Annotated in this window: 22 protein-coding genes; 7 read left to right on the plus strand and 15 right to left on the minus strand. The window is 68.3% G+C overall.

The features are described 5' to 3' along the window. The first annotated feature begins 97 nt into the window (after positions 1-97). Together AB0H00_RS30750 and AB0H00_RS30755 are read left to right on the plus strand one after the other, a co-directional pair. Positions 98-622 (plus strand): hypothetical protein, encoded by a 525-nt coding sequence (locus AB0H00_RS30750; protein WP_357273196.1) that lies wholly within the window; start codon positions 98-100, stop codon positions 620-622. Further along, complete coding sequence (locus AB0H00_RS30755) at positions 619-3,321, plus strand: hypothetical protein (protein WP_357273198.1); 2,703 nt, start codon at positions 619-621, stop codon at positions 3,319-3,321. Before AB0H00_RS30750 ends, AB0H00_RS30755 begins: the two co-directional genes overlap by 4 nt. Positions 3,322-4,065: 744 nt before the next feature. Here the strand turns inward: AB0H00_RS30755 and AB0H00_RS30760 are convergent. Beyond that, positions 4,066-4,656, minus strand: a complete 591-nt coding sequence (locus AB0H00_RS30760; RefSeq protein ID WP_357273201.1) for a hypothetical protein — start codon at positions 4,654-4,656, stop codon at positions 4,066-4,068. 455 nt (positions 4,657-5,111) lie between these two features. Here AB0H00_RS30760 and AB0H00_RS30765 point away from each other — a divergent pair, with 455 nt between their 5' ends. From AB0H00_RS30765 to AB0H00_RS30775, 3 genes are all read left to right on the plus strand, one after another. Next, positions 5,112-5,360, plus strand: coding sequence for a hypothetical protein (locus AB0H00_RS30765; RefSeq protein WP_357273203.1), 249 nt, complete (start codon positions 5,112-5,114; stop codon positions 5,358-5,360). A gap of 70 nt (positions 5,361-5,430) precedes the next feature. Continuing rightward, a complete protein-coding gene (locus tag AB0H00_RS30770) occupies positions 5,431-5,730 on the plus strand; it encodes a hypothetical protein (RefSeq protein ID WP_357273205.1) in 300 nt (99 codons plus the stop codon). A gap of 134 nt (positions 5,731-5,864) precedes the next feature. Then, a complete protein-coding gene (locus tag AB0H00_RS30775; RefSeq protein ID WP_357273207.1) occupies positions 5,865-6,020 on the plus strand; it encodes a hypothetical protein in 156 nt (51 codons plus the stop codon). A gap of 84 nt (positions 6,021-6,104) precedes the next feature. Here AB0H00_RS30775 and AB0H00_RS30780 read toward each other — a convergent pair whose 3' ends face one another. The 3 genes from AB0H00_RS30780 to AB0H00_RS30790 form a co-directional block, all read right to left on the minus strand. Then, complete coding sequence (locus AB0H00_RS30780; protein WP_357273209.1) at positions 6,105-6,284, minus strand: hypothetical protein; 180 nt, start codon at positions 6,282-6,284, stop codon at positions 6,105-6,107. Positions 6,285-6,371: 87 nt separating this feature from the next. Continuing rightward, positions 6,372-7,535: an XRE family transcriptional regulator gene (locus AB0H00_RS30785; protein ID WP_357273211.1), complete on the minus strand. Its 1,164-nt coding sequence runs from the start codon at positions 7,533-7,535 to the stop codon at positions 6,372-6,374. Then, entirely contained in the window at positions 7,528-8,334 is an 807-nt protein-coding gene (locus AB0H00_RS30790) for a hypothetical protein (protein WP_357273213.1), read from the minus strand. Before AB0H00_RS30790 ends, AB0H00_RS30785 begins: the two co-directional genes overlap by 8 nt. 369 nt (positions 8,335-8,703) lie before the next feature. Between AB0H00_RS30790 and rmuC the strand changes: the two genes are divergently transcribed. After that, positions 8,704-10,320: a DNA recombination protein RmuC gene (gene rmuC / locus AB0H00_RS30795; protein WP_357273216.1), complete on the plus strand. Its 1,617-nt coding sequence runs from the start codon at positions 8,704-8,706 to the stop codon at positions 10,318-10,320. A 164-nt stretch (positions 10,321-10,484) separates the two neighbouring features. Here rmuC and AB0H00_RS30800 read toward each other — a convergent pair whose 3' ends face one another. Continuing rightward, positions 10,485-10,643, minus strand: coding sequence for a hypothetical protein (locus tag AB0H00_RS30800; protein ID WP_357273217.1), 159 nt, complete (start codon positions 10,641-10,643; stop codon positions 10,485-10,487). Positions 10,644-11,056: 413 nt separating this feature from the next. Here AB0H00_RS30800 and AB0H00_RS30805 point away from each other — a divergent pair, with 413 nt between their 5' ends. Further along, on the plus strand, positions 11,057-11,638 hold the full coding sequence (locus tag AB0H00_RS30805) for a recombinase family protein (RefSeq protein ID WP_357273219.1): 582 nt from the start codon (positions 11,057-11,059) through the stop codon (positions 11,636-11,638). Positions 11,639-11,870: 232 nt separating this feature from the next. Here the strand turns inward: AB0H00_RS30805 and AB0H00_RS30810 are convergent, their stop codons facing one another. The 10 genes from AB0H00_RS30810 to AB0H00_RS30855 all read right to left on the minus strand — a co-directional run bounded on the left by AB0H00_RS30810 (position 11,871) and on the right by AB0H00_RS30855 (position 22,311). Continuing rightward, on the minus strand, positions 11,871-12,698 hold the full coding sequence (locus AB0H00_RS30810) for a hypothetical protein (RefSeq protein WP_357273222.1): 828 nt from the start codon (positions 12,696-12,698) through the stop codon (positions 11,871-11,873). Between the two features lie 243 nt (positions 12,699-12,941). After that, complete coding sequence (locus AB0H00_RS30815; RefSeq protein ID WP_357273224.1) at positions 12,942-13,271, minus strand: hypothetical protein; 330 nt, start codon at positions 13,269-13,271, stop codon at positions 12,942-12,944. After that, entirely contained in the window at positions 13,268-13,705 is a 438-nt protein-coding gene (locus tag AB0H00_RS30820; RefSeq protein WP_357273226.1) for a hypothetical protein, read from the minus strand. The genes AB0H00_RS30815 and AB0H00_RS30820 overlap by 4 nt, the downstream gene beginning before the upstream one ends. Further along, on the minus strand, positions 13,702-15,915 hold the full coding sequence (locus AB0H00_RS30825; RefSeq protein WP_357273228.1) for a hypothetical protein: 2,214 nt from the start codon (positions 15,913-15,915) through the stop codon (positions 13,702-13,704). The genes AB0H00_RS30820 and AB0H00_RS30825 overlap by 4 nt, the downstream gene beginning before the upstream one ends. Next, on the minus strand, positions 15,912-18,917 hold the full coding sequence (locus AB0H00_RS30830) for a toprim domain-containing protein (protein WP_357273230.1): 3,006 nt from the start codon (positions 18,915-18,917) through the stop codon (positions 15,912-15,914). Before AB0H00_RS30830 ends, AB0H00_RS30825 begins: the two co-directional genes overlap by 4 nt. Continuing rightward, positions 18,914-19,684: a DUF4913 domain-containing protein gene (locus AB0H00_RS30835; RefSeq protein ID WP_357273232.1), complete on the minus strand. Its 771-nt coding sequence runs from the start codon at positions 19,682-19,684 to the stop codon at positions 18,914-18,916. Before AB0H00_RS30835 ends, AB0H00_RS30830 begins: the two co-directional genes overlap by 4 nt. After that, the gene (locus AB0H00_RS30840; protein WP_357273235.1) at positions 19,681-21,555 is read right to left on the minus strand and encodes a TraM recognition domain-containing protein; all 1,875 of its coding nucleotides are present in this window, start codon (positions 21,553-21,555) and stop codon (positions 19,681-19,683) included. The genes AB0H00_RS30835 and AB0H00_RS30840 overlap by 4 nt, the downstream gene beginning before the upstream one ends. Then, complete coding sequence (locus AB0H00_RS30845; RefSeq protein ID WP_357273237.1) at positions 21,555-21,809, minus strand: hypothetical protein; 255 nt, start codon at positions 21,807-21,809, stop codon at positions 21,555-21,557. Before AB0H00_RS30845 ends, AB0H00_RS30840 begins: the two co-directional genes overlap by 1 nt. Next, positions 21,806-22,051 (minus strand): hypothetical protein, encoded by a 246-nt coding sequence (locus AB0H00_RS30850; RefSeq protein ID WP_357273239.1) that lies wholly within the window; start codon positions 22,049-22,051, stop codon positions 21,806-21,808. The genes AB0H00_RS30845 and AB0H00_RS30850 overlap by 4 nt, the downstream gene beginning before the upstream one ends. Further along, on the minus strand, positions 22,051-22,311 hold the full coding sequence (locus AB0H00_RS30855; protein WP_357273241.1) for a hypothetical protein: 261 nt from the start codon (positions 22,309-22,311) through the stop codon (positions 22,051-22,053). Before AB0H00_RS30855 ends, AB0H00_RS30850 begins: the two co-directional genes overlap by 1 nt. Positions 22,312-22,319 lie beyond the last annotated feature (8 nt).

The raw sequence follows: 22,319 nt of genomic DNA on the forward strand, positions 1-22,319 counted from the left end.
TGGTAAATGAGGATGCCCCTCACGGGGTGAGGGGTCCACCCGGGGACGGGTGGTCGCTGCGCTGGGCGTCGGTGGGACCGAGGAGGAGGTGGTTGCGGTGAGCGCGGAGGCAGGCGTGCCGGGGCAGTCGGAGGTGGGTGGTCCGCGTCGTTCGCAGAACATCGCGCGGTCTCGTCGGCGGCGGCGCCGGCCGAACATCGATGGGCCGAAGCGGACTCTCGAGGTGGTGTTGTCGGAGGAGGAGTACGCGAAGGTGGCGCAGTTCGCGGAGGAGGCGAACTGCACGGTGCCGTGGTATCTGGTGCAGTCGGCGGTGGATCCGGTCGCCGCGGCGTCGTCGAAGGACGGTGGGCCGTGGTTGCCGTGGCCGCAGCGGCGGGAGGTTGTTCGGTCGCTGCTGTCGGCGTCGAGCGCGTTGGACATGATGCGGCTGCATCACGTGTCGAAGATCGGTGGCAACCTCAATCGGCTTGTGCACTTGGCGAATATCGACGGCGTGGTGCCCGAGGAGTTGTACGAGGAGCTGTTCACGGTGTCGGAGGAGCTGGCGGCCGTGGCCGAGGATCTGCGCGAGCGCGCCGAGCGCCTGGAGGAGTTGGCGCGGAAAGCGGCGCGGCGATGATTCCGAAGATCCGGCGGGGGCAGAAGCTCGGTGGTCTGGTGGTGTACCTGTTGGGGAAGGGTGACCACAACGAGCACAAGGACCGGCACATCATCGCGGGCTCGCCGACGGTGATGCGGGAGATGTGGCTGGAGCACTTCGACGGTCTCGGTGACGATGTGACCGCGGCGGCGCGGGAGGTGGCTCTCGCTGTCGCGGACGAGATCGAGATCCCGCGCCGGTTGTATGGCACGCAGGTGCGGATGAAAGCCAAACCGGTGGCGGTCGGTGTCGGTGGGCGAGAACTCGGCTTGGATGTCATCGAGCCCGCCGGGAAGGGGGAGAAGGGGCAGTACCGGGATGCTCCGGTGTGGCATTGCGCGCTGAGCCTGATGCCGGGCGAGGAGCTCTCCGATGATCGGTGGCAGCAGATCGCCGACGAGTTCATGGAGCGGATGGGATTCACCGGCACCCCGGACGGCAAGCGCGCCCAGGCGCGGTGGGTGGCGGTGCGCCACGGGCTGTCCGGTGAGAACGGCGAGGGCCAGGACCACATCCACATCGCGGCTTCGTTGGTGCGTGAGGACGGCAGCAAGGTCTCCACCTACGACTACGGGCCCGGCAAGGCCAAGGGCGATTGGCGCCGCGCGGATGAGATCTGCGGGGAGCTGGAGCGCGAGTTCGGGCTGAAGGTGTTGGCGTCGCGGAAAGAGGGCGGCGGCCTGTCGGAGAACAGCCGCGCGGAGATCGAGCGCGCCAAGCGGCTCGGTACTGCGGAGACCGAGCGGGAGCGGCTGCGGCGGATGGTGCGCGCGCACGCGGTCGCGGCCGAGTCCGAGACCGAGTTCGTGACCGGGTTGCGGGAGGCGGGGATCTCGGTCCGGGCGCGCTACGCACCTGGGGGCACCACAGAGGTGACCGGGTATTCGGTGCGCTTGAAACGAGGCGACAGCGAGATCGGGCCGTGGGTCGGCGGCGGGAAACTCGCCGGAGATCTGTCGCTGACCGCGCTGCGCGAACAGCAATGGGACGACTCTCCCGAGGCGCGCGCCGATGCCTTGGCGGCGTGGAAGAACCGCACCAGCGGGCAGGCGGGCCGGACCCGGGAAGGCGGGGTCGGGGCGTGGCAGCGGGCCGCGACCGAGGCCGAACAGTGGCGCAGCAGGCTGGCGGACGTCCCACACGGCGACCGCGCCCAGTGGGCGTGGCTGGCCGGGCAGGCCGCTGGCGTCTTCGCGGCCTGGTCGGAAACCCTCGAAGGAGACCAACCCGGTGCGTTCGCGGCGGCGCAGCTGGAGCTGACACGCTCGGCGCAGCTGGCGCGGCGCACCGACCGGTGGCGGCCCCCACCCGAGCACCGCCCGAGCGCGTTCGGGGAGCTGGCGCAGCTGCTTCTTGCTCACCCCGCCGGGTCGCGTCCCCGCACCCACACCTCGCGTGGCGCCCGCGACGGTGAGGCTATCGCCGAGATGGCCGTGCTGCTGCTGGCGCTGATGCTGATGCTTCTGCTGTTGGCTATCGCCATCGCGGTGCAAGTCGCGCGGGCGCATCGGGCCCGCGGTGAACTCGCCCGCGCCACAGCGGTGGAACAGATGACCCGCGAGCATCTGGACCCGGTGCGCGCGAGCTGGGAAAGCGAACTCCAATCCCGCCGCGACCAATGGGACCGCGACGCCGCCCAGGTGTTCACCGCCGCCGCCGGCCGCGCCGCGCACCGCGTCATCGACCGCCAAACCGCGGTGCGGCTTCGCCCACCGAGCCAAGAGCGGCGCGAGCAGCACAACCACGAGCAGCAGCAGAACCGGGAATGGGCAGACAAGGTCCTCGCCGCCGCGAGCGGACCGCTCACCCCGCCGATGCCGGCCGCCGCCGACAAGTCGCGGCGCAAGTACTACAGCGAACTGACCGACGAGGAGAAATCGCGGCTGCGGATGATGAGCGTGGTCAACGCCCAATCCGCCTCCCGTGATCTCAAGCCGCGCGGATGGACCGATGAGCTGCTCGCCGCCGAGCTGGCGCACCGCCGCACCGAGGTCGAGTTGCTGGCCGCCGATATCGCCGATCGGCAAGCGGGTGGTGGCCCGCACATGCGGCAGGTCCTCGCCGACAATGCCGAACTGAGCAAGCAGGCCGAGAAGATCGTGCCCGCGCAGCAGGCCCGCACCGCCGCCGAGGAGATCCTCGCCGAACATCAGCGCCTGGCCACGCGGAAACAGAATCTGCAGTGGCAGCTGGAGGAGACGCCGGGCCGCAGAATGCTGGCCCGAAAGAAGCTGCACACCCAGATCACCGAAACCGAAGGGGCGCTGGAAGACCTCGCCCCGAAGCTCACCGCCGCCGAGACCGCCGCCAAAGCCGCGGCCAAGGCGACCGGTGTGCCCGTCCACGAATGGGACGCGACCCTGCGCCAGGCCCACGAGCAGCAGCAGCAATGGCGGCTGCGCGGAGCCCGGGCAAAGGACCAGCGCGACCTCGACGAGGACATCTCGCACCTGCGGGGCCTGCAACGCGACCTCGACGGTGTCGAAGCCGAACACGCTCGCCGCGAACAACTCACCCCCGAGCAGCGCGAACGCGAGATCCAGATCCGCACCCAGAGCAAACCCCGGACCACGCGCCGCACGATCCAGTCGCCCGAGCCCGGCCGCGGCGCCAGCATGCCGTACCAGCCACCGGATCTCGGGCGCGATCGCGGTCGCGACCACGGGCCCAGCCTGTAGGCCCTCCAACACCGAGCACCACGGTTTCGAGCGCTGAACAATGGCGGGTTGCCCCTGGATTAGCCCCTCGCAGCTCGGTGAGCTGCGGTGTTTGCGTCCCGGCCCGCACCTTCGTCCGCAAGCTCCCCGATTTCTCGACCACCCTCGATCTGCGTACCTGGATCAAGGGTGGTCGAGAAACCGGTTCGGGCCGGGACGCAAACACCTTCGAGACCAGACCCTGAAGCAGGGTGGCGGGGGAGAGGGGTTCGGCCGCCGCGTCAGCCATATCAGCGTGCCGTCGACCGAACACGCCGGGATGGTTCAGCCGAGGCGGCGAATGCCGTCAAAGGACAGCCAGGGGTAGCGATTAGGGTCGCGACTAGCCTCGCGCAGCCGTCGCTACCCTGGTCGCGACCCTGATCGCGACCCTGGTCGCTACCTTGATCGCTACCCCAGTCGCGAGGCCGATCCGCTCTGAGCTGCGGTGTTTGCGTCCCGCCCCGTCCCCTACGTTCGCGGGCTGCCGTTTTGTTGACCACCCTCGATCTGCGTACCTGGACCGAGGGTGGTCAACAAACCGGGGACGGGGCGGGACGGAATGCCGAGCAGTGGCACCGGATTCGGGGAGGACCGGGGGAGGAATGGCGGCGGCCGCCGGGAGGGTGCGGATGCTGCGGCTGGGTGCCTGGTCGCCTTGGAAGGTGCTGCCGCACGAGCTTCGCTCGCTTGCCACGGGACCACACGGCCCGGTGTCAGCAGGGGTCAGTTTCCGCGTGCTCGGTAGAACTGCTGGTGGCGCGGTGGGGTGTTCCGGCGCACGAGGTAGGCGATGCCGTTGTGCACCGGATCCGCCGATCCGGCGCGGAACTGTCCGGCGTCGAGCATGTCGCGCACACGCATCAGCACGTCGCGGATCGACCTGGGGGAGGACAACACCCGCTCGACGGCGGCGCGGTGTTCGGCGGCGACAGTCGGGAGTTTCGCCGGCGGATTCCGCGCCGCGTCCGGGTCGGCGGCGGCGTGGAATGCCTGCCACACATCGTGGATCGTCGGCTTGAGCCTTTGACGCGTGGCGGTGTCGGGTCCGTGGTGGCGCCAGCGGTGAGCGAGGGTGCGCAGCAGCAGTTCGGTGGCGTCGGGATCCTCCAGCAGTCGCGCGATCTGCCGCTCGAGCGAGATCCGTTCCGGCCGCCGCACTTCCCTCTCCCGCACGACTTCGTGGACGCGGATGCCTTGCTCGCTGCCGCGTCGTCGGCAGTCATCCGAACACCATCGGCGGCGGCGGCCGCGGTCGGGTTGCATGATCGTCGACCCGCACCGCGGGCAGTACTCGCGCGGCTCGTCGATGTCCATATCGACCACGCTACCGACGTTTCGTCGGACGAAACTCCCGACTGGGATCTACGGAGGTGCAGGAGGTGTGACCCGGATCCGGGTAATTTCGCCGGACGAAACTCCCCGGTTGCGCACTGATGGTGGAAGAGGTGTGGCCCGTATCAGTGGCGTCGGCGGGATCAGCGGTGCCGGTAGGTCGGTGAGCGGGGTGGGAGTGGCGCAGACGCGCAGGTGAGCGGGGCCTTCTGGAAGTGAACGGCCAGAATGCAAGAGATGTGTCGTGCAGGGGGCAGTGGCGTCGTGATCGGAAAGTTATCTCGGATGCAAGAGGTATGACCGGCGAGGACTGGCGAAAAGTGGGGCGGGAGGGGCTGTCGAGGGGACAGGCGAGAGGTGTGTGCGGGGATTGTCGGTGGTGCGCGGTGAGATGAACCGCATCATGGGACGGGGTACGTGGAAGGGGAGAGGTGGCGATGGTCCAGTACCGGTACTTGTGCCCGCACTGCGCGATTGGGTGGCACGACTTGCCGTTCTGCCCGTTGCGCCGGTCGGAGCCGCCGCGGGCGTTCACACCCGAGGAGATGGTGACCCTGCGTCATCTGCGCCAGCTCGAACGCGCGGGCATCCTGCCCGACCCGGACAAGGTGGCGCTGCACCGACGGTGGCTGTTCTACGGCCTGCTCGGCTTCTTCGTGTTCTTCGCGCTGCTGATCATCTTCTGACCCACCCGTGTCTCGCCGCGGCTCGCACTAAGCGTTGCGGAGCGGAACGGCTGCGGCGCACCATCGTTGGGTGGGTGACTACGACGCCGTCAACGCACACAACGCCGCCAAGGCCCGCGCGGCGGGCTGGCCGGAGCTGACCGGAAGCCCCAGCCAGGTGAGCTGGGCGACGACCGTGCGCCAAACCAAACTCGACGAGTTCGACACCGGGACGATCGCCGAACCCGAGCGCAGCCGCATGCGGGCGGTGCTGCTGCGGGAGACGCGGGCAGCGGTGTGGATCGACAACCGCAGGCACCCGTGGGGCGCGGTATGGCTGATCAACCTCACCGACGAGGAGCGGGCCGCCCTGCTTCCCGGTCAGAGGTGAGCTTCGGCGGCAGGCTTCCACTGGGGCGTCCACCCCCGTCCATCCACTCGGCATCGACCACGCCGTCCAGGACTCCGATATCGGACCGGTGCCGTAGCCTCGCGTAATTCCAACCCAACCACGAGAGGTGAAGCATGGCCGAGCACGAGCTCACGTTTCCGGCGACCACTGCGGGAGACCAGGCGTCCGAAATCAAGCTCAAGCAGCTCGCGGCCGACCCGAACGTCTACGACCTGTCTATGGCGCATCGTGGCGACGGCAACCTCATCACGTACAAGACGCGCGACTGACCCCTGACAACGCACCGCCGAGCGCCGAGCCGCCCGCCTGGCGCCCACATGGCCCTCTAGTGGCCGCGATCTGCCCGGACCTGCTCAACGGGTGAAGCGGTACATCCGGTGCCCGGTGGCCGGCGCGTCCGGCTCGGCGACGAACCCCGCCGCCTCGGCCACCGTGCGGCTACCCCCGTTCTTGCTGTCGATACCGGCGAGGAATACCGCGACCTCTGCCAGGGCGGGATGCTCCAGCAGCGCAGGCACCAGGGCCCGCAGCACGACCGGGCCCCGGTCAGCAGCACTGACGACTTGCTACTTCCCTGCCCTTCCCCCACGTCACTTCCGTGGGCACGTCGAGGGCTCGGCTCAGACCAGGCGCAGTACGGGGCGTTCATCGGGGTGGCCGAGCAGCAGCCGCAGCCGTGGCAGGCGCCAGCGCAGTTCGCGGGCGAGGCCGGTCATGGTGAGGGTGCCGTTGGATTCGGCGAGCTCGAACGCCTTGTGCAGCAGGCTGGGTACTTCGCCGGGATAGTTCGCTACCGGGTCTTGGCCGATGATGCCGAGTTCGTAGAGCTGGTTGAGCCGTTGGTAGGCGCGTCGGGCGCTGGCGTCGGAGATGGTGCCGAGTTCTCGGCAGCGGTAGATGAGCGATTTGAGGGAGACACCCCATGCACGGCTGAGCTGCTCGAGCGCGGTGAAGTCGACCCGGGTGGGCAGTTGATCGCGGATCCGGTCGGCGGGGGTGAGGAATTCGGCGGCGAAGGCGTCGGCTTGCTGTTCTTGTTCGGGGTCAGCGGGGGCGGCGTCGCGGTGCAGGACGAGGTGGCCGAGTTCGTGAGCGGCGGTGAACCGGTGCCAGTAGACGTCGTTGCCGCGGTCGGGGGTCAGCACGATCAGCGGTCGCGGCATCCGGGAGGTGGAGAAGGCGTCGATGGTGGCGGTGTCGGCGCCGGCGAACCGCACCATCGTGGTGACGATCCCGTGTGTCTCCATGGTCCGGACCAGGTGCGGGATCGGTCCGGTGCCCAGCCCCCACCGTGCCCGCAGCACCCGGGCGGCGGCCGCGGGGGTGTCGGGCAGGTGGTCTGTGTCGTCGGGCAGGAACCCCGGCAGGTCGACCGGTGGGAGCTGGACGTGTTTCTCCAGGGCGTAGGTCAATTCCCACATCTGTTCGACGAACGCGACGGCTTTGGCGCGCTGGGCGGCTTTGGTCGAGCGCAGGCTGCGGAAGTGCGCGGCGGAGCCGTCCAGTTGCGCGTACGGGCGGCCGACGGCGAAGAACTCGACCGGCACCTCGAGCACCTCGGCCAGGCGGGCGAGGTGATCCGGCCGCGGCGGGGACGTCCGCGCTTCCCACTGGCTAGCCGCCGCGCCCGACACCCCTACCTGCTGCGCCAGCGCCGCCTTCGTCAGTCCCGCCAGCCGCCGTGCCTGGGTGAGGCGGGCGGCGTCGAACGCCTCCGCGACCCCGGCGGCCGGGCTCGGGTCCTGGCTGGTTCGGAACAAGCGCAGCTGGGATCGTTCAGTCATCGCTTCCAGTCTCGGGTTGTGGTGTGGGTGGCTGCCCGCCGTCCGGCACGGTCGCCGGGTTACGTGGCGAGAGCAGGATCTCGTCCATCGGGGCCTGATCGAATCGCGCGACCGCACCGGTGGCCGGACCCGCCGGCCGCACCGGCGCGGCGCCTGAGGTGCTGGATTCGCCGATCTCGGAGACAGGTGGGATCGGTTCCATGTGACTCCAGTTCAGGCGGCCATTGCCGTCTGCTTGGGAGGCGTCACCCCAGTAGGCGCGCAGCACACCGGCGTGCGGGTTGCTGGCGTAGGCGATGATGACCATCCGCCCGGCTCGGGCGGCGTCATCGAGGAAGGACTCCAGATCCTGGAACTCCGCGGCCAACTCCTCCTCGCTGAGTTCGGCCTGATCCAAGCTCAGCTGGTCGGACACCGCTGGTGTCAGTGCCAGCAACTGCTCCCGGGTCTTCGACAGCGACATCCGCGCGGAAGTCACTGGACTGTAGGCGTCGTCGGAGAACCGCCACGGGTACAGGATGATGTTGTTGGCGCCGATGATCGTCAGCTCGTAGCGGGCCCGCTTCGGTTTGCTCCGGCGAACCTCGGTGACCTCCTCGAGCGCCTTGGCCAGCTCCTCGTTCTGGATCAGCCACAACTGCCCATAGACGTCGTTGGTGTCCAACCCGAAACCCAGATGCCCGGCCAGTGCCCTGCGGTGCGCGGCCTGCAACGCCCGCCATACCGCCGCCCGCACAGCGGGTGCCAGCTCACCGAACCGCTCGATCTCCCAATCCGACGGTGCCGCCTGCTTGCTCATGAACCCTCCCTGACCCTGCCCGCCCACTTACGGATCGAACAGCGCAAGGAGCGTAGCACTTAATTTTTGCGCGAGATCAGCGCGCAACGCCGACACGTCGACTGCTTCCATGATCGACGCACCAGCACGCCCGCGCCGCGTTTCGGTCGAGGTCGTATCGGAATACGCTGCCACCCTTTGGCTTCCACCACCGCATCGACAGACTTCACCCGTCTGCGGCACGCAGCATCAACAGCCGACGCCGTGCGCTCCAGATGCCTCATTCACAGCAAATGCGGTGAGTGCCAGACTCTTTGGAGCGATGTCGAAAATTCCCGACCCGCTGACTTATGCCGCGCTGACGTGTGATGATCGGCGCCGGTCCCGCAGGTGGGGTGGCGGCGGGCCCTGGTTCCACTTCTCCGGCTCGCAGGGGGCTGGGTCGCGGTAGTCGTGCGGGAGGCGTTCGGCTTGGTCGGTATCGGTGTGTTCCTCGGGTTCCTGGTGTTCGGGGTGGTGTGCGCTGCTGCAGGTTTTGTCGTCGGTCGCGGGCGCCTGGCTGTGGCCGAGGAACAGGCACGTCAAGGGCAGAAAACTGTCGAGCGGGTGGAGGCTGAGCGGGATGCTGCTGTGCAGCAGATCGGTGTGCTGCAACAGCAATTCCAGGACGCCACAGCCGCCCGGGCCGGGCTGGAGGCCGAACTCGCCGCGGTGCGGCAGCTCTCCTCTGAGCAGGCCCAGCAAGCCCGAGAGGCAGGCGAGTTGATGCGGGGCGAGCGGGATGCTGCTGTGCAGCAGATCGGTGTGCTGCAACAGCAACTCCAAGACGTCAAGGCCGCCCGGGCCGGGCTGGAGGCCGAACTCGCCGCGGAAAAGCAGCGGTCCGCCGAGCAGTTGGCGATGGTGCGCGACGAGCAGCAGCAGGTACAGCAGGTCACCGCGGCAGTGCTGCGGGAGTCCGGGCCGCAGCTGGTGCAGCGCGTCACCGAGGTGGTCGATCAACGCGACAAGGCCGCCGTCCGCGATCTCGATCAACGCAAAACCGCGATCGAAGGCATGATCGCGCCCCTGATCCAGCAGCTGGAAAAGATCACCGACCACTCACAGGCGATCGAGAAGAACAGAGTCGGCGCCTACGAAGTGCTGACTCAGCAAGTCGAGGCCATGTCCCGCGCGAACAAGGAGTTGCGGGAGGAGACACGGCTGTTGGTGACCGCGCTGCGTCGGCCGAACACACGCGGCCAATGGGGCGAGCGTCAGCTGCGCAACGTCGTAGAGGCCGCGGGCATGCTCGACCAGGTCGACTTCCTCGAACAACAACGCCTCGAGACCACCGAAGGCACGCTGCGGCCGGACATGCTGGTCAAAGTCGGTGGCGGAAAGACGATCGTGGTCGACGCCAAGGCCCCGTTCTCGGCGTTCTTGGAAGCCCAGGACGCCCGCGACGAGGGCGAACGCAAACAGCGGCTGTCCGCACACGCCGGCCATGTGCGCCGACACGTCGAGCAGCTGGCTGCCAAACAGTACTGGTCAGCACTGCCGTGCACGCCGGAGTTCGTGGTGATGTTTCTGCCCACCGAGGCGTTCCTGTACGCAGCCGAAGACCAGGACCCCAGCCTGTGGGAGTTCGCCGCCCGCAACAACGTCCTGCTGGCCACCCCCACCAACCTGCTCACCCTGCTGCGCACCGTGGCTTTGATCTGGCGCCAGGAAGCGATAGCCGAGAACACCCAACAGGTCATGGAACACGGCCGCGAACTGCACAAACGCCTCAAAACCATGGCCGACCACTTCGAGGCTCTGGGAAAACGCATCAGCAGCGCCGCCGAGTACTACGACAAGACCATCGGCTCCTACAGCCGCAGCGTGCTGCCCAGCGCCCGCAGAATGGCCGAACTCGGTGTCCCGGGTGCCACGCTCAAAGAACTGAAGCCCATCGAGCGCACCACCCGGTCGATCACCACGGCCACCAGCACGCTCGACCCGAACGACGACCACACGATGTAAGCCTCACCGGTCGAACCAGGGGTGTTGCGGATTGCTACAGATCATCGCCGACATCGAAAACGGCTCTGATCGCACCGACGTCAACTCCCCGTGGAACAGGAAGCCCCGCAGCATCGACTCCGGGGCGTTCCCATGCATCACAGATCGCCGGTCCGAATCGCTACTCAGCGTTCGGGCCTCCGAACGACGAGATCGCGGAGGGCGCGGACGGCTTGCGCGACGTGGCGCAGGCCATGAGTGCTACCGGTGCGCAGAACGACCACCGCGCACAATGCGAGGTAGCAGATGAAACAGATCGCACCCACCAGGGCGATTTCGACCACCGAAACTCCTTCTGGCTCTTGACACACCTCTCCCTTGAGAGGCAAGCCACCAGAGGTGGTGTGGGGTGGGGTTGAAGTAATGGAGCCCGACCGGCCTCATTACTGTCAAGCTTTTGAAACCCCTTCCCACCCTCCATGAATACAGTGATCTCCGTCACGCCCATCCACTTGCATCGTTAGATCGGTTCCTGGTCCCGCTCGGCGGCGGAGGACTTGAGGTATCGGATTTTCCGTTTCCGTACAACTTCGATGGAGACGCTGGGTGTTCGAAAAACGACCGTCTACCGAACACCCATCGCGCTGCGGACCGGCGCGACGTACCCGCAGGCGCGAATGTTCGGAAACCCGTTCGTTTTCCGGTAGGGTCCCACCTGGTTATCGAACACGTTTCTCGAACGTTCGGAGGGGTCTGGATGGCATTGGTCGGTCTCGTTCGCGTCAGCACGAGCAAGCAAGAGACCGCGCGGCAGCATGACGACCTCGATCCGATCTGCGTGAAGGTGTTCGAGGAGAAGATCAGCGGCAAGTTGAAGGTCGCCGACCGGCCGGGCCTGCAGGCCGCGCTCGATTACATGCGCCCCGGCGACATGCTCACCGTTCAGGAAGCCGACCGGCTCGGCCGCAACCTCCTGGAAGGCCTGATCGTGTTGAACGATCTGTTTCAGCAGGGGATTTCGGTGAAGATCCTGCACGGAATCGCCGCCGGCGAGCACACCGAACGCAGCCTGATCCTGGACCTGGCGCTCGCCCTGGCCGAAGACCGCCGCCGCGACATCGCCCGCAAAACCCGCGACGGCCTGCAAGCCGCAGCACGGCGAGGCCGCAAAGGCGGGCGCCCGCGCGTCGTCGACGCCGACAAGCGCCGCGCGATCCTCGCCCGCCACGCCGAAGGACAGTCGCTGCGCGAGATCGCACGCGGCGTCGGCGTCAGCCTCGCCGTCGTGCACGGCGAAGTGAAAGCCGCCCAGCTGGAAGCGGCGCCCGCCACGGAGTGACCAGTCGGCAGCGTTTGATGTCGGTGCCTCGGTGTACGATTCGTGCAACTGCGAAGGCCGCGGGTTCGAGTCCCGTCACCTCCACTCATGGGGGGTGTAGCTCAGTCGGTAGAGCAACGCATTGACCACAGGGCACCTCGATGCCCAGGTAGAAAGGCCCCGCCGGAGAGCTGGCGGGGCCTTTCGCATCGATACCACCGAACAGCGCCCACCATGCGACTGAGCACTGGGATCAGGGAGCAGGGGTGAGGACGTTGCCGCGTGCCCATTGCACGATCAGGACCGCGATCTGAACGACCCCTTCGGCTTCTTGCTGAGTCGGAGGGCGAGTTGCGCCGGTCGTGTGGCGATCAGGGTTCGGCCACATCAGTTTCAGCAAAGCGTGCAGTGTTTCGACTCCGCCGATGCTGTTGCTCGGGATCGCGAAATTCCACTTGGACGGTTTCGCTTCGATCGCCTTCTCGATGCTTCCGAGAGTCGCCTTCGGGTTGTTGGGAATCACCAGAGGCCACAGCGCCGCTTCGACGGCCTTGATGGCGTGATCCCATGCGTCCGACGGATCAGGGGTGCGACCGTATGCCTGCGCCCATGCCTCGCTCAGTTCGCGGGCGGCGTCGTCGCTGGGCTGAGAGGCGGCTGCGAACTGGGCTTGTGCGGTAGCGTCCACACGCCGCAGAAGTGAGTTGCCGTCCGGTGACACCGTCCACGCCGAACCCGCTTCAAGCAGCACGCGATCGAGAGACCTGTCGGGCTTGATACTCAAGGCGGCATCCACAACATCGAGGAACTTGTCTTCGTCACTGAGGCACGTATCCAGGATGCTGTTCATGAGCTGGCTTCCGTCGACACCCACTTTTACAGGGATCCTGGCGCGAACTGCGACGTTGAACATCAGCCCGTCCTGCATTGCGGATATACCGTTCCTGGGCCGCGTGCGGTAGCCGAACAGGCCTTGGAGGTAGTAGATCAAGCTCGGAGCGAGATGCTCCGGCACACCCTCATAGAGGACGCCCGCAGGCTTGCCCGATGTTCTTTCGGAGAGTGAACGCCACCCTGCCATCTATGTGCTTCTTCCCGTAATGGTCCGCTCGATAGGTCGAATCACGCTATCGAGCTGCTCCGACATCGACCTCGGATTTCCGGCGGCAATTCGAGCGCTCAGGACAGCGGGCGGGCAGGTCGGACCCCGCCTGGAGTTCGGTGGCCGGCCCGTGGTTTCGTGGGGTACGAGTAGGCCCCTGGGAGGTTCGGTCTCCCAGGGGCCTGCTCGCTTGTGTTCGTGCTGTCCGGCTTCGCGTGGTGGTTACCGGATGTCCTCGATTCGGATCCGGGCGTCGGCGGAGTGGATGGTGACGCCGGATCGGCCAGTGCGGATGGTCCAGTCGTTGAGTCGCTGGTATCCGCAGGCGCGCAGAAGTTCATCGGCGGCGCCGATGTCGACCGGCCCGGCCGCGTGCGGGGTGCCGTCGAAGGTCAGTGATTCCCACCAGCATTCGATGTTGCGGCCGACGATGGTTCCGTCGCCGCCGTGTTCTTCCCAGGGGTCGGATTGGAACAGGTCGATCACCGCGCCGTCGGGGTGGTCGAGGCGGGCGCAGATGTAGATGTAGACGATGTCGTCGATCTCGGTCACCGCGCCACCACCGGTTCGGGTGCGTGGGTGGCGAGGAGTTCGGCTTCGCGGACCCAGTCGGTGAGCAACAGGTTGATCGTGTTCAACGCGGCCGCGGTGATCCCGGCGGCGGTGAGCACTGCGGTGAGTTCGATCCGCGAACGGTGATACAGCGCCATGCTCTCGGCCGTGTCCGAGATCAAGGCGACCCGCCACAGGGCGAACTCGATGTTCTGGGCGGTGTGCTCGATGACCTCCTGGTGATGCGGGGTGAGCAGTTCGGTCGGCCCCAGCAGTGCGGTGAGCAGGCTCCCGCGTGAGGTCGACATGCGGGTCACGGCCCGCTGGTGACGTTCCAGTGCGGTGGCGTCGAGGGTGGGTTCGTCGGTGCGGGTCATGGTGATGTCTCCGAATGCCGTGGTGGGGAAGGTGTTCGAGGGATTGGTGCGGGTCATCGCCCGACCTCCGGCGAGTGCAGCTCACGACGCCCGGCGGCCCGGGTCTGGGATCGAGCGCGGGCCTGGGCCTGCACGTGAGCCTCCTGGGCGGGAGCCCGGTCGGGGCGGGGTGCGCGGGCCCGCCCGGAGCCCGATGCGCGGCCGGCGGCGGCGGCCTGGCGCTGGGCGATGGAGTCGTTGCGGTCGGCGACGGCGCGATCGAGCTTGGCCTTCCACTGCTGCTGGCGCTGCGCGGCGGTCTTGCCCAATTCCCCAGCCTGGCGGGCGCGCTCGTCGATCAGCTCCCGGATGTCGGTTCGTGCCTGCTCCCCGACGCCCGCCTTGGCCAGCTGCGTGCTCAGGCGGGCGCGTTTGTCGGCGTAGGACTTGCGTTCGTAGGCGATGCCGCCGTTGCCGCGGGCGCCGCAGGCCACGGTGTAGAGCGAGTCCCCGATCGCCGACACCGCGAGGGTGAGGCGTTCGGCATCCCAGCCCTGGGGCTCGACGCCGGACGCTTCGATGCGCTGGGTGATCGCTTCCCGGGTCGCGGCCGAGAGCCGGGAGGCGGGCACACCGACACGAACGACGTCCGCGTCGGCTTTGGTGCGCTCGTCGGCGAACAACAGCTCCGGCAGCTGCTTGTGGTCGCGGATGGCTCCGGCGTCGATATCGGCGAGCACAGCTGAGAGCTGGGCCCGCTCCACCGCGGCCAGTCCCTTGCTGTCCTGGATCGTGGCGCGCAGCTGTTCACGCTGCTGGGTCAGGCGGGTGATCCGGTCGCTGGTCTCGTCGGTGACGCCCGGAATGTCGTTCGCGCCGAGCCGCTCCCGTTCTTCGGCGCTGAAGCCGTCGTCGGCGAGATAGTCGGCCACGCTGCGCAATTCGCCGTAATCGGCGGCATACTCGGTGATTGCTTCGGCGAGCTCGTAGCGGTCGACGTGATCGGGCCACAGCCGGAAATCGACCTCACCGCCTCGGGCGATCTGCGTCCCGGCCTGACGGACCCGGTCCTGGTCGGCGGCGGTCATGACCGAGATCTCCTCGCCCACCATCGACGCGGCCTTCGGGTTGCTCGCGAACAGCTCCAGCAGACGCGGCACCCGCCCGCGGGCCTCCTCGCCCGGGTCGACGAGGACCGGGCTGTCGAGCAGGTCGACGTCGGTGGTGTTCCCGCGCAGGTAGTCGACGATGAACTCGACTCGGGCCTGGTCGGGCTCGGGCAGCTTCGCCGCCGCCAGATCGAAGCTCAGGTGATCCCGGCGCTTCGCCTCATCGTGCAGATGCGCCCGTGGATCGGCCGGGGAGATCCCGATTCCTCGCCATACCGAAATGGCCTGCATCGCAGCATCCTTCGCGGTGTCCAGCAGCGGCATGGCGGACACGATGTCCATCACGGCGGACTCGCGGTCGAACAGCCGCCATGCCTCGGCGTGGTCTTGCGCATCGACCGCATCGAAGTCCGGGGCGATGCCGACGGCGAAGTTCTCGGCGTCGATGAGCACGCCCCACTGCTCGGCGTAGTCGTAGGCGAGCTGGCGCAGGTGCTTGGTGGCGATCTCGGAGTGGGGGTGCCACATCAGCGCATCGGCCAGCGCCGCAACGGCCGCCGTCGGATTGTCTTGCCGCCTGGCCTCCAGGCGGGCCTCGGCGCGGGCCTGGCCCTGTTCGGACTTGGCGAGGAGTTCGTCGACCGCGTCGGGCCCGGCAGCCTGAGCCTGTTCGACAGCCTTCGCCAGGCGCTGGTCGCGGTAGCGGGCCTGGTTGACCGCGACCGTGGCCAGCAGGTACGCCATCCGCTGACCGTGCCCGGTCGGGGTGTCGAGCCCCAGCTGGTCCTGGACATCGATGCTCGGTTCTGACATGAGATTTCCTTCTTCCTTCGGGGTGGGGTTCTGCTCCCAGCCGGGAGCAGGTTCGAGCGGGGCGCTCATCTCGGCGCGGGAGAATCCGCGTCGTTCGGCGGCCCGGAGCTGGTGTTCTCGGGTGGCTTTGCGGATCGCTTCCAACTGCGCGGGACTCGGCACGCGCTTGTCGGGGGCGAGGTCGGGATCGAACAGCCGTGCCACCACACGCCGACCGCGGATCTTGCCGACCATGAGAGCGACGAGGGACTGCCCGGGGCTTTTGCCCATCTCCCGCAGCTGACGGCGGGTTTTCAGACCGGGCGGGGCCAGGCCCCAGCCGTACTCCTGGCGGAATTCGTCCGGGGCCTGGTCGACGGTGGTCATCGGCCGAGGTCGTTGTCGTCGAGACCGCGGCCTTTGCCGCGATGGTGGGTGTGCTGCACGCCCGCGCCGGGGGCGTTCTTGCGGGCCTTGTCCGGGATGCGCCTGACCGCTGCGGAGGCGGGTTTGGCGCGTCCGGCGTCGGCGGCCATGCGCTGGGCGACCTGGTCGGGGTCCAGGCCAGCGGCTTCGAGAGTGGCCGCGAACTCGGCGCGGCGTTCGGGACTGTCGTAGGCCGGTTTCTCCGGGGCCCGTTCGGCTTCGACGGCTTCGCGGCGCTGCTCCCACCGCTCGGCGATCCGCTGAGCCTGCTTGCCCAGGCTGGTGGCCTCCCCAGCGGCCAAATCCAGGTGTGCGGCGACCCGGCGGCGCATCGGCTCGCTCACCCCGGCGGCTTGCAGGGCGGTGGTGAACCTGCCGGCCACACCGGTGCGCTCGTAGTCCGACAGGCTGGCGCGTCCGGCGGCCAGGTCGGACTGGGTGTCCATGACCCGGGTGAGGTCGTCGCGGGTGCGGCGGGTCGCGGCGCGCGGTACCGCGTTGGTGTCCAGCAGCTTCTCGACGTGTTGGCGGTGGGCGCGGGTGGCGCCGCGCGCGATGCGCCCGGCCCGCTCGGCGTCGAGGGCGGCGGCGGAGCGGTCGTCGGCGAACAGCATCTCCGGCGTGGTGGCCTTGCCCGCCTCCACGTCCCGCAGCACGGCGGTGAGCTGGTCTTTCTCCAACTGGTGCAGGCCCTTGCCGTCGGTGATGGCGTGGGTGATCGTCTTGCGGTGTTTGGCGGCCTGCTTGCGCATCGCGGCGGCGGTGGCGTCGTCGATGTTGTTGGCGCGCACTGCGGCAGCGTCGGCCTGCGGCGCCAGGGTCGCGTACATGCGCACCACGGCCGCCAGCTCGTCGCGGTCCACGTGATCGGGCCACAGCGGCGCGTACGTGGCGGCCGGGTTCTTGCGGATCTCGTTGCCGCGGGCGCGGGCTTTGGCCTGATCCTCAGGGGTCAGGACCTTGAGGGCTTCGTTCAGCTGCGCCCGGATCGAGGCGGTCAGGTTGCGGTTGCCCACCTTCAGCCGGTCCTGGTAGGAGGCGAACAGCCGGTCGATGCCCGGTTTGGCTTCCTCCCCGGGATCGACCAGCGCGGCACCGAGCTTGCGCAGCTCAGTAGTCGGTGTCGCCGCCGAGACGGCGCCCAGCTCCTCGTCGGTCACCTGCTGGCCAGGGGTGGCCAGGTAGGCGGCGACGAACCGGATCCGGGTAACCGTCTGCTCACCGACGCCCTTGTCGGCCATCTTCTTGCTCAACGCACCCAGCCCGGTGGCGGTGGGGTTGGCCCGCCACGCCTCGATCTCGGCGTAGAGCTCCTCCTTCACCGACTGGTCGAGCTCCTCGCGGGCGACCATCTCGACCATGCGCTCCTGGGCCTTGCGGATCCGGTCTTGCGATGCCCGCTCGACCTCGGCGGCCTGCAGGCTGACTGCCAGCTCCGGGGACACTTCACCCTCGGGAACGACCTCACCGGTGATGGCGTCGATCTCGATGCCGTAGCGCTGGGCCACATGGGCTTTCAGCTCGACCAGGGCCTTGCGCGCGGCCTCGCTGTCGGGAGCCCACGCGGCGGCGTCGGCGACGACCTGGGCGATTTCGGCGCGCGAGGCGTTCTCGAGGCCGCCTTCACGCACCTTCTGAATCCGCGCCTCGGCGGCGGCGCGCTGCGCCGCCAGCTCCGCTTCGGCTTGGGCTTTCTCGTCGGCGTCCTGGGCGGCTTTGCGCTCGGCGTTGGCGCGGCTGGCTTCGCGGTGTTTGCGCGCGGCGGCGATCAGGTACTGCATCAGCATCCGCATGACCCCTGCCCACGCCGCGTTGACGTGGTCGACGGTGTCGTCGTGCTGCGGGTGGTGGGCGGTGGGTTCGAACATGAGGCTGCTGCTCATGGAGGGTCCTTCCTGGGGTGAAGACGAAACAGCCGAGACGACATCGGTCTCGGCTGCGGGGATTTCGGGAACAGGCGCGGCAGTCACGGCCGGGCCGGTGGGGGTGAAGGGATCCAGATGCGGGATCGGCTCCAACTCGCCGATCTCGTGCCCGGCCTGCAGGTGGTCGAAGAGGTCTTTGCCGGTGGCGGCCTGCACGACCCGCACCCGGCCCACGAGTCCGGCAAGGCTTCCCATCACCTTCTCGGCGCGGCGATATCCGGGAGCGTCCTTATCGGCGACGATCACGACCGTGGCAGCGCCACGCAGCCACGCCGCATGCTCGGGCTTCCACGCCAGCGCACCGCCGGCGTTGGTGGTGGCGACCAGATTCGCGGCCTGCGCAGCGAGGACGTCCTTCTCGCCCTCGCAGACATAGACGGTGCGGCCGTCACCGATCGCGTCCAGCACGCACGGCAGCTGGAACGGCAGCGGTTCGAAACCGGTGTCGGCCCACCCCGTTCCGGGGCGCCAGGCCCGCTGCCGGAAGCGCTTGTCCCGCCCGCCCGCGAACTTCGCCTCTTCTCGGACAACCTCACCAGCGACGGTGCCGTCCTCACGGGCATACGGGTAGGCGGCGACCTGCTGCCACGCCGAAACCTGGCGGCCCAGATCCTTTTTCGGCTTCACCAGCGGCAGCCCGGCCGCGTCGATCGCCCGATCCGCGCGCGAGAGCTGCCGCGGCCGGGGGCGGGGCGTGTAGTCGCGCCCGGTGCGATCGGGGCGGCGGTCGAACATGTCGCGCACCGCCAGGCCGAGCTTGTCGAGAACCACCTCGTTGTCGCATCCGGCGAAACAACGCACCACCGTGCGCTGCTGACCGGAGTCGTACTTCACGCCCAAGCTCGGGCGGTGATGGCCGCCGTCGCCCTCGTGAGCGGGGCAGCAGTACCGGGTCCATGCCCCAGACGGGCGTCCCGGGCCTACCGTCTGCTCCAGCGCGCCGGTGATCGTTTCCCACGAACCCCGGCTACGATCAGCCTCGCGCGCGCCCGCGCGTACGCGCGCCCGTGAGGTTCGGTTGAGGGCTGGCGCGCTCATCCCGGGAACTCCCAGCTGCCCGAGATCGGGCGGCGGTGCCCGACCGGCGCGGCGGGCACCACAAGCCCCGAGGCGGTGACCTGCTGGTCGTAGGAGTCGTCCTCGAAGACCTCCGGCGGGGCGGTCACGACCGGCAGCTTCGGCAGCCTGTTGCTGTGTCCTTCGGCGACCGAGCAGAACTCGAACGGGCCGGTCTTGTCGAAGATCCGTTCCATCATCGGGTCGAAGTACGCCAGCCACCACGTCGCGAGCTCGGTCTCCTCACCCTGGCGCAGGTGCTCGAACGCCTGGTGCAGCGCCTGGAACCGGGCGACCACCTCGCCGTGGACCCACCACAGCGGGCACCAGTGCAGCTGCCCGTTGAGGATCGACACCTTGCGCCGATAGATCTCGATCACGTAGTCCTCGACGAACTCCTTCACCGTCGGGAACATCAGCTCGCGTGGCTCGGGCTCCTCCTCGGCCTCCTCCGGCTCCGGCTCAGGTTCGGGTTCCGGGGCGGGCTCGGGCTCGGGTTCCGGGGCGGGGTTGAGGGCGAGTTCGGCTTCGAGGACCGCGGTTTCGCGCATCCCGGCGATGACCTCCGGGGTCAGCATGTCCGCGACCACGCCATCGGCGATCTTCTTGGCCTCGGCGCTGATCTGCGCGGTGACGGCCTTGCGGATCGCGGTGTCGAGCAGCTCTCCGAGATCCATCTGCGGCACCACCCGTTCTGTGGCCTCCGCGTCGGTGGCAGTGATGGTGGGCTGAGTTGCGTTGTCGGTCATGCGGTCTTGCCTTCCTCATCGGTCCACGGCCGCACCACACGCAGATGCGCACGTTCGGCCGACGTGGTGGGGTGGGAGTTGTCGAGCTCGTGCAGCGCCGCAGTGATCTGATCGGCGTAGGGGCGCTCGAACCAGGGCACGGTGGCGGCGAGAGTGGCGCGGTGCCCGCTGGTGAACACCAGCGCGCGACCCTTGGGCAAGGCGGCCAGATCGCTGGGGGCGAGGGTGATCTCGGTGGCGCGCGAGGTGGAGGTCGAACGGCTGGTGCTGCCGTTGCCGTTGCCGTGGCTGGTGCTGGTCGAGGTGACCAGCTCGTAGTGCTGCCCGACCAGCTCGCTCATGTCCTTGAGGAACCCGGTGTCCTTCAGGCCAGCGCCGAGAGTCAGCACGTTGGTGGCCGACAGCAACGCCCGCATGCCCGCCTCGCCCCAGCAGCGCATGCCCTGAGCCCACGACTGCAAGATCGTCATCACGACCATGCCCCGCGACCCGTAATGGGAGTACTGCTTGGGCAGATCCGCCCAGCGCACGATGTTGGCGGCCTCATCCAGCACGATCAGCAGCGGCACCGGCAACCGCCCGCCCGGATGACGACGGCCCTCGCTCTTGCCCGCGTCGCCGATCGCCGCACACAAAGCCGTCACCAGCGGCCCCGCGGAGCCCTTGCCCTCCTCCGACAGCGGGAACAAGGTGTCACGGGAGGTCACGAAGTCCGCGACATCGAACGCTCGCCGCGGCGCCTCACCCTTGGCCGGCGGGGTGACCCACGGCCGGATCCGCGAATACTTCAGGCACGACGCCATCTTCTTCGCCGTGGAGAACACCCCGGAGCGTTGTTTGGGATCTGCGTTGTACTGGTCCGACAGCGCGGCGGCGAACAGGTCGCACCCGCTTGCTTGGAGGATCTCGATCGGCTCGTGGTCATTGACCCTGGTCACCCACTTGAACGCCTGCGTGATCGGGCGCTTGGCCATCGCGCACGCCAAAAACAGCCCCGTGAGGAGGTCTTCGCCCTCCTTGGGGAAGAAGTTGTCGCCCTTGGCGTCCTCGCCGTCTTCGGACGCGGCGAAATGCCCGGCGAGCTTGGCGGCGCGTTCCTCCGCGTCGCTGCCGCCGTTCGCGGCCACCCACGCGATCGGATCCCAGTACCAGGTGCACGGCTCCTCGGCCACGCCCTGGGGGTCGAACACGTGCACGTCGCCAACCAGTGCGCGCGCCTTGCGGGTCGCATCCACCACATCCCGCTTGTTCGACGTGGCGACCACCGCGCCGATGGCTTCCATCACCGCCGGAATCACGCGGCTGGTCGACTTGCCCGAGCGCGGACCCCAAATGTCCAGATGCAGGTCTTCATACGAGGCGTAAAGGTCCTGGCCGTCGGCGACGGTGCGGCCGATCAGCACGCCCGGCTCGTCGCCGTCGCGCAGCTGCACCCGCAGGTCTTTCGCCTTGCCCAGGATCGCGTCGCGGCGAAGGTCGGCCAGCTCCTTGCCCCGGGCCATGAACGGAGCCTGGGAGTCGATGGCCTCGCGCTTGATCCGGCCGCGCTGGCGGTAGAGCTGGGAGCATTTGCGGCAGGTTGCCCGCCACGCCCACACCGACCCGGCCACCGACAGCGCGGTCCCGGCCACCAACGTGACCGCACCACCGGTAGCGGCACCAGTCCACGCCAGATCACCGGTCGCCAGGTTCAGCGCCATCGTCAGCGGGTTCCAGGACACATGCTGCTCAGGGCCGCCGTAGAGGGCCTCACCGACCCGGATCGACATCCCCGCCGCCTCACCCACACCGATCGCAGCAGCGACAGCGACCGGGTAACCCCAGGTCTGCGCGAAATCAGAGCCATTGGGCTGCTTCACACTGCGGTCCATCAGGCGCCGCCTTCCGTGAGATCGGCCAGCAGCACCACACGGGTCGCGCCGTCATGGCCGTGAATGGTCTCGATGTCCTCGATGCGAGCGGCCTCGACCGTGGTGCGGATCTCGCCACGCCACCGCATGGACACCGCCCCGTCCGGCCACACCACGCCGTCAGCGACCACACCCGTGCCCGAGAAGCCGGTCACGTCCTGGTCGCGGTGCAGCTGGAAAAACCGCACACCCGTGCAGGTCTCGACGCTGGTCATCGCGCCACCCCCGCACCCGGAGTCGCCGTCGCGGTCGCAGTGCAGAACGGAGCGCAGCCGCCCCCGGTCGGGATCGTGCTGCCCGGCCCGAAATCCGTGCAGGACACGACCACACACACGACGGCGGCGAAGACCACGACCGCGGCGAACATCGCGGCCATCGCCCCGACGACACCGATGCCGTTGCCGCCGGAGTCCGGCACGACCGGGATCACCACGTCGACCACACGCTCGCGCACCATCACCGCGCCTCCTCGACCAGCTGGTAGAGGCGGGTGTCAGTGAGGCGAGCGGCGTCCATCGTCTGGACGCGGGTCAGCGCCAGCTCGACACCGTCGCGCACGACGACCCGGTAGGTGATCTCGCAGCGCTCGACGCCCTTGTGATCGGTGCGCGGCTCGGCGATCTCGACCACCGCGATCACACGCGCACCGTCGCGGTAGACGTCGGTGTAGCGCTGATCGACCTCGATCAGAACACCCTTCGAAGTGGTGTAACTCAAGCGCTCCA

This window comes from Nocardia sp. NPDC023852 (assembly GCF_040639505.1).
GTDB lineage: Bacteria > Actinomycetota > Actinomycetes > Mycobacteriales > Mycobacteriaceae > Nocardia.

What these genes read in the sequence shown, in the direction of transcription:
- AB0H00_RS30755 (WP_357273198.1), top strand. Translation starts at nt 619, where the DNA reads ATGATTCCGAAGATCCGGCGGGGGCAGAAGCTCGGTGGTCTGGTGGTG.
- AB0H00_RS30760 (WP_357273201.1), bottom strand. Translation starts at nt 4,656, where the DNA reads ATGGACATCGACGAGCCGCGCGAGTACTGCCCGCGGTGCGGGTCGACG.
- AB0H00_RS30765 (WP_357273203.1), top strand. Translation starts at nt 5,112, where the DNA reads ATGGTCCAGTACCGGTACTTGTGCCCGCACTGCGCGATTGGGTGGCAC.
- AB0H00_RS30775 (WP_357273207.1), top strand. Translation starts at nt 5,865, where the DNA reads ATGGCCGAGCACGAGCTCACGTTTCCGGCGACCACTGCGGGAGACCAG.
- AB0H00_RS30785 (WP_357273211.1), bottom strand. Translation starts at nt 7,535, where the DNA reads ATGACTGAACGATCCCAGCTGCGCTTGTTCCGAACCAGCCAGGACCCG.
- AB0H00_RS30790 (WP_357273213.1), bottom strand. Translation starts at nt 8,334, where the DNA reads ATGAGCAAGCAGGCGGCACCGTCGGATTGGGAGATCGAGCGGTTCGGT.
- AB0H00_RS30805 (WP_357273219.1), top strand. Translation starts at nt 11,057, where the DNA reads ATGGCATTGGTCGGTCTCGTTCGCGTCAGCACGAGCAAGCAAGAGACC.
- AB0H00_RS30810 (WP_357273222.1), bottom strand. Translation starts at nt 12,698, where the DNA reads ATGGCAGGGTGGCGTTCACTCTCCGAAAGAACATCGGGCAAGCCTGCG.
- AB0H00_RS30820 (WP_357273226.1), bottom strand. Translation starts at nt 13,705, where the DNA reads ATGACCCGCACCAATCCCTCGAACACCTTCCCCACCACGGCATTCGGA.
- AB0H00_RS30825 (WP_357273228.1), bottom strand. Translation starts at nt 15,915, where the DNA reads ATGACCACCGTCGACCAGGCCCCGGACGAATTCCGCCAGGAGTACGGC.
- AB0H00_RS30830 (WP_357273230.1), bottom strand. Translation starts at nt 18,917, where the DNA reads ATGAGCGCGCCAGCCCTCAACCGAACCTCACGGGCGCGCGTACGCGCG.
- AB0H00_RS30835 (WP_357273232.1), bottom strand. Translation starts at nt 19,684, where the DNA reads ATGACCGACAACGCAACTCAGCCCACCATCACTGCCACCGACGCGGAG.
- AB0H00_RS30840 (WP_357273235.1), bottom strand. Translation starts at nt 21,555, where the DNA reads ATGGACCGCAGTGTGAAGCAGCCCAATGGCTCTGATTTCGCGCAGACC.
- AB0H00_RS30845 (WP_357273237.1), bottom strand. Translation starts at nt 21,809, where the DNA reads ATGACCAGCGTCGAGACCTGCACGGGTGTGCGGTTTTTCCAGCTGCAC.
- AB0H00_RS30850 (WP_357273239.1), bottom strand. Translation starts at nt 22,051, where the DNA reads ATGGTGCGCGAGCGTGTGGTCGACGTGGTGATCCCGGTCGTGCCGGAC.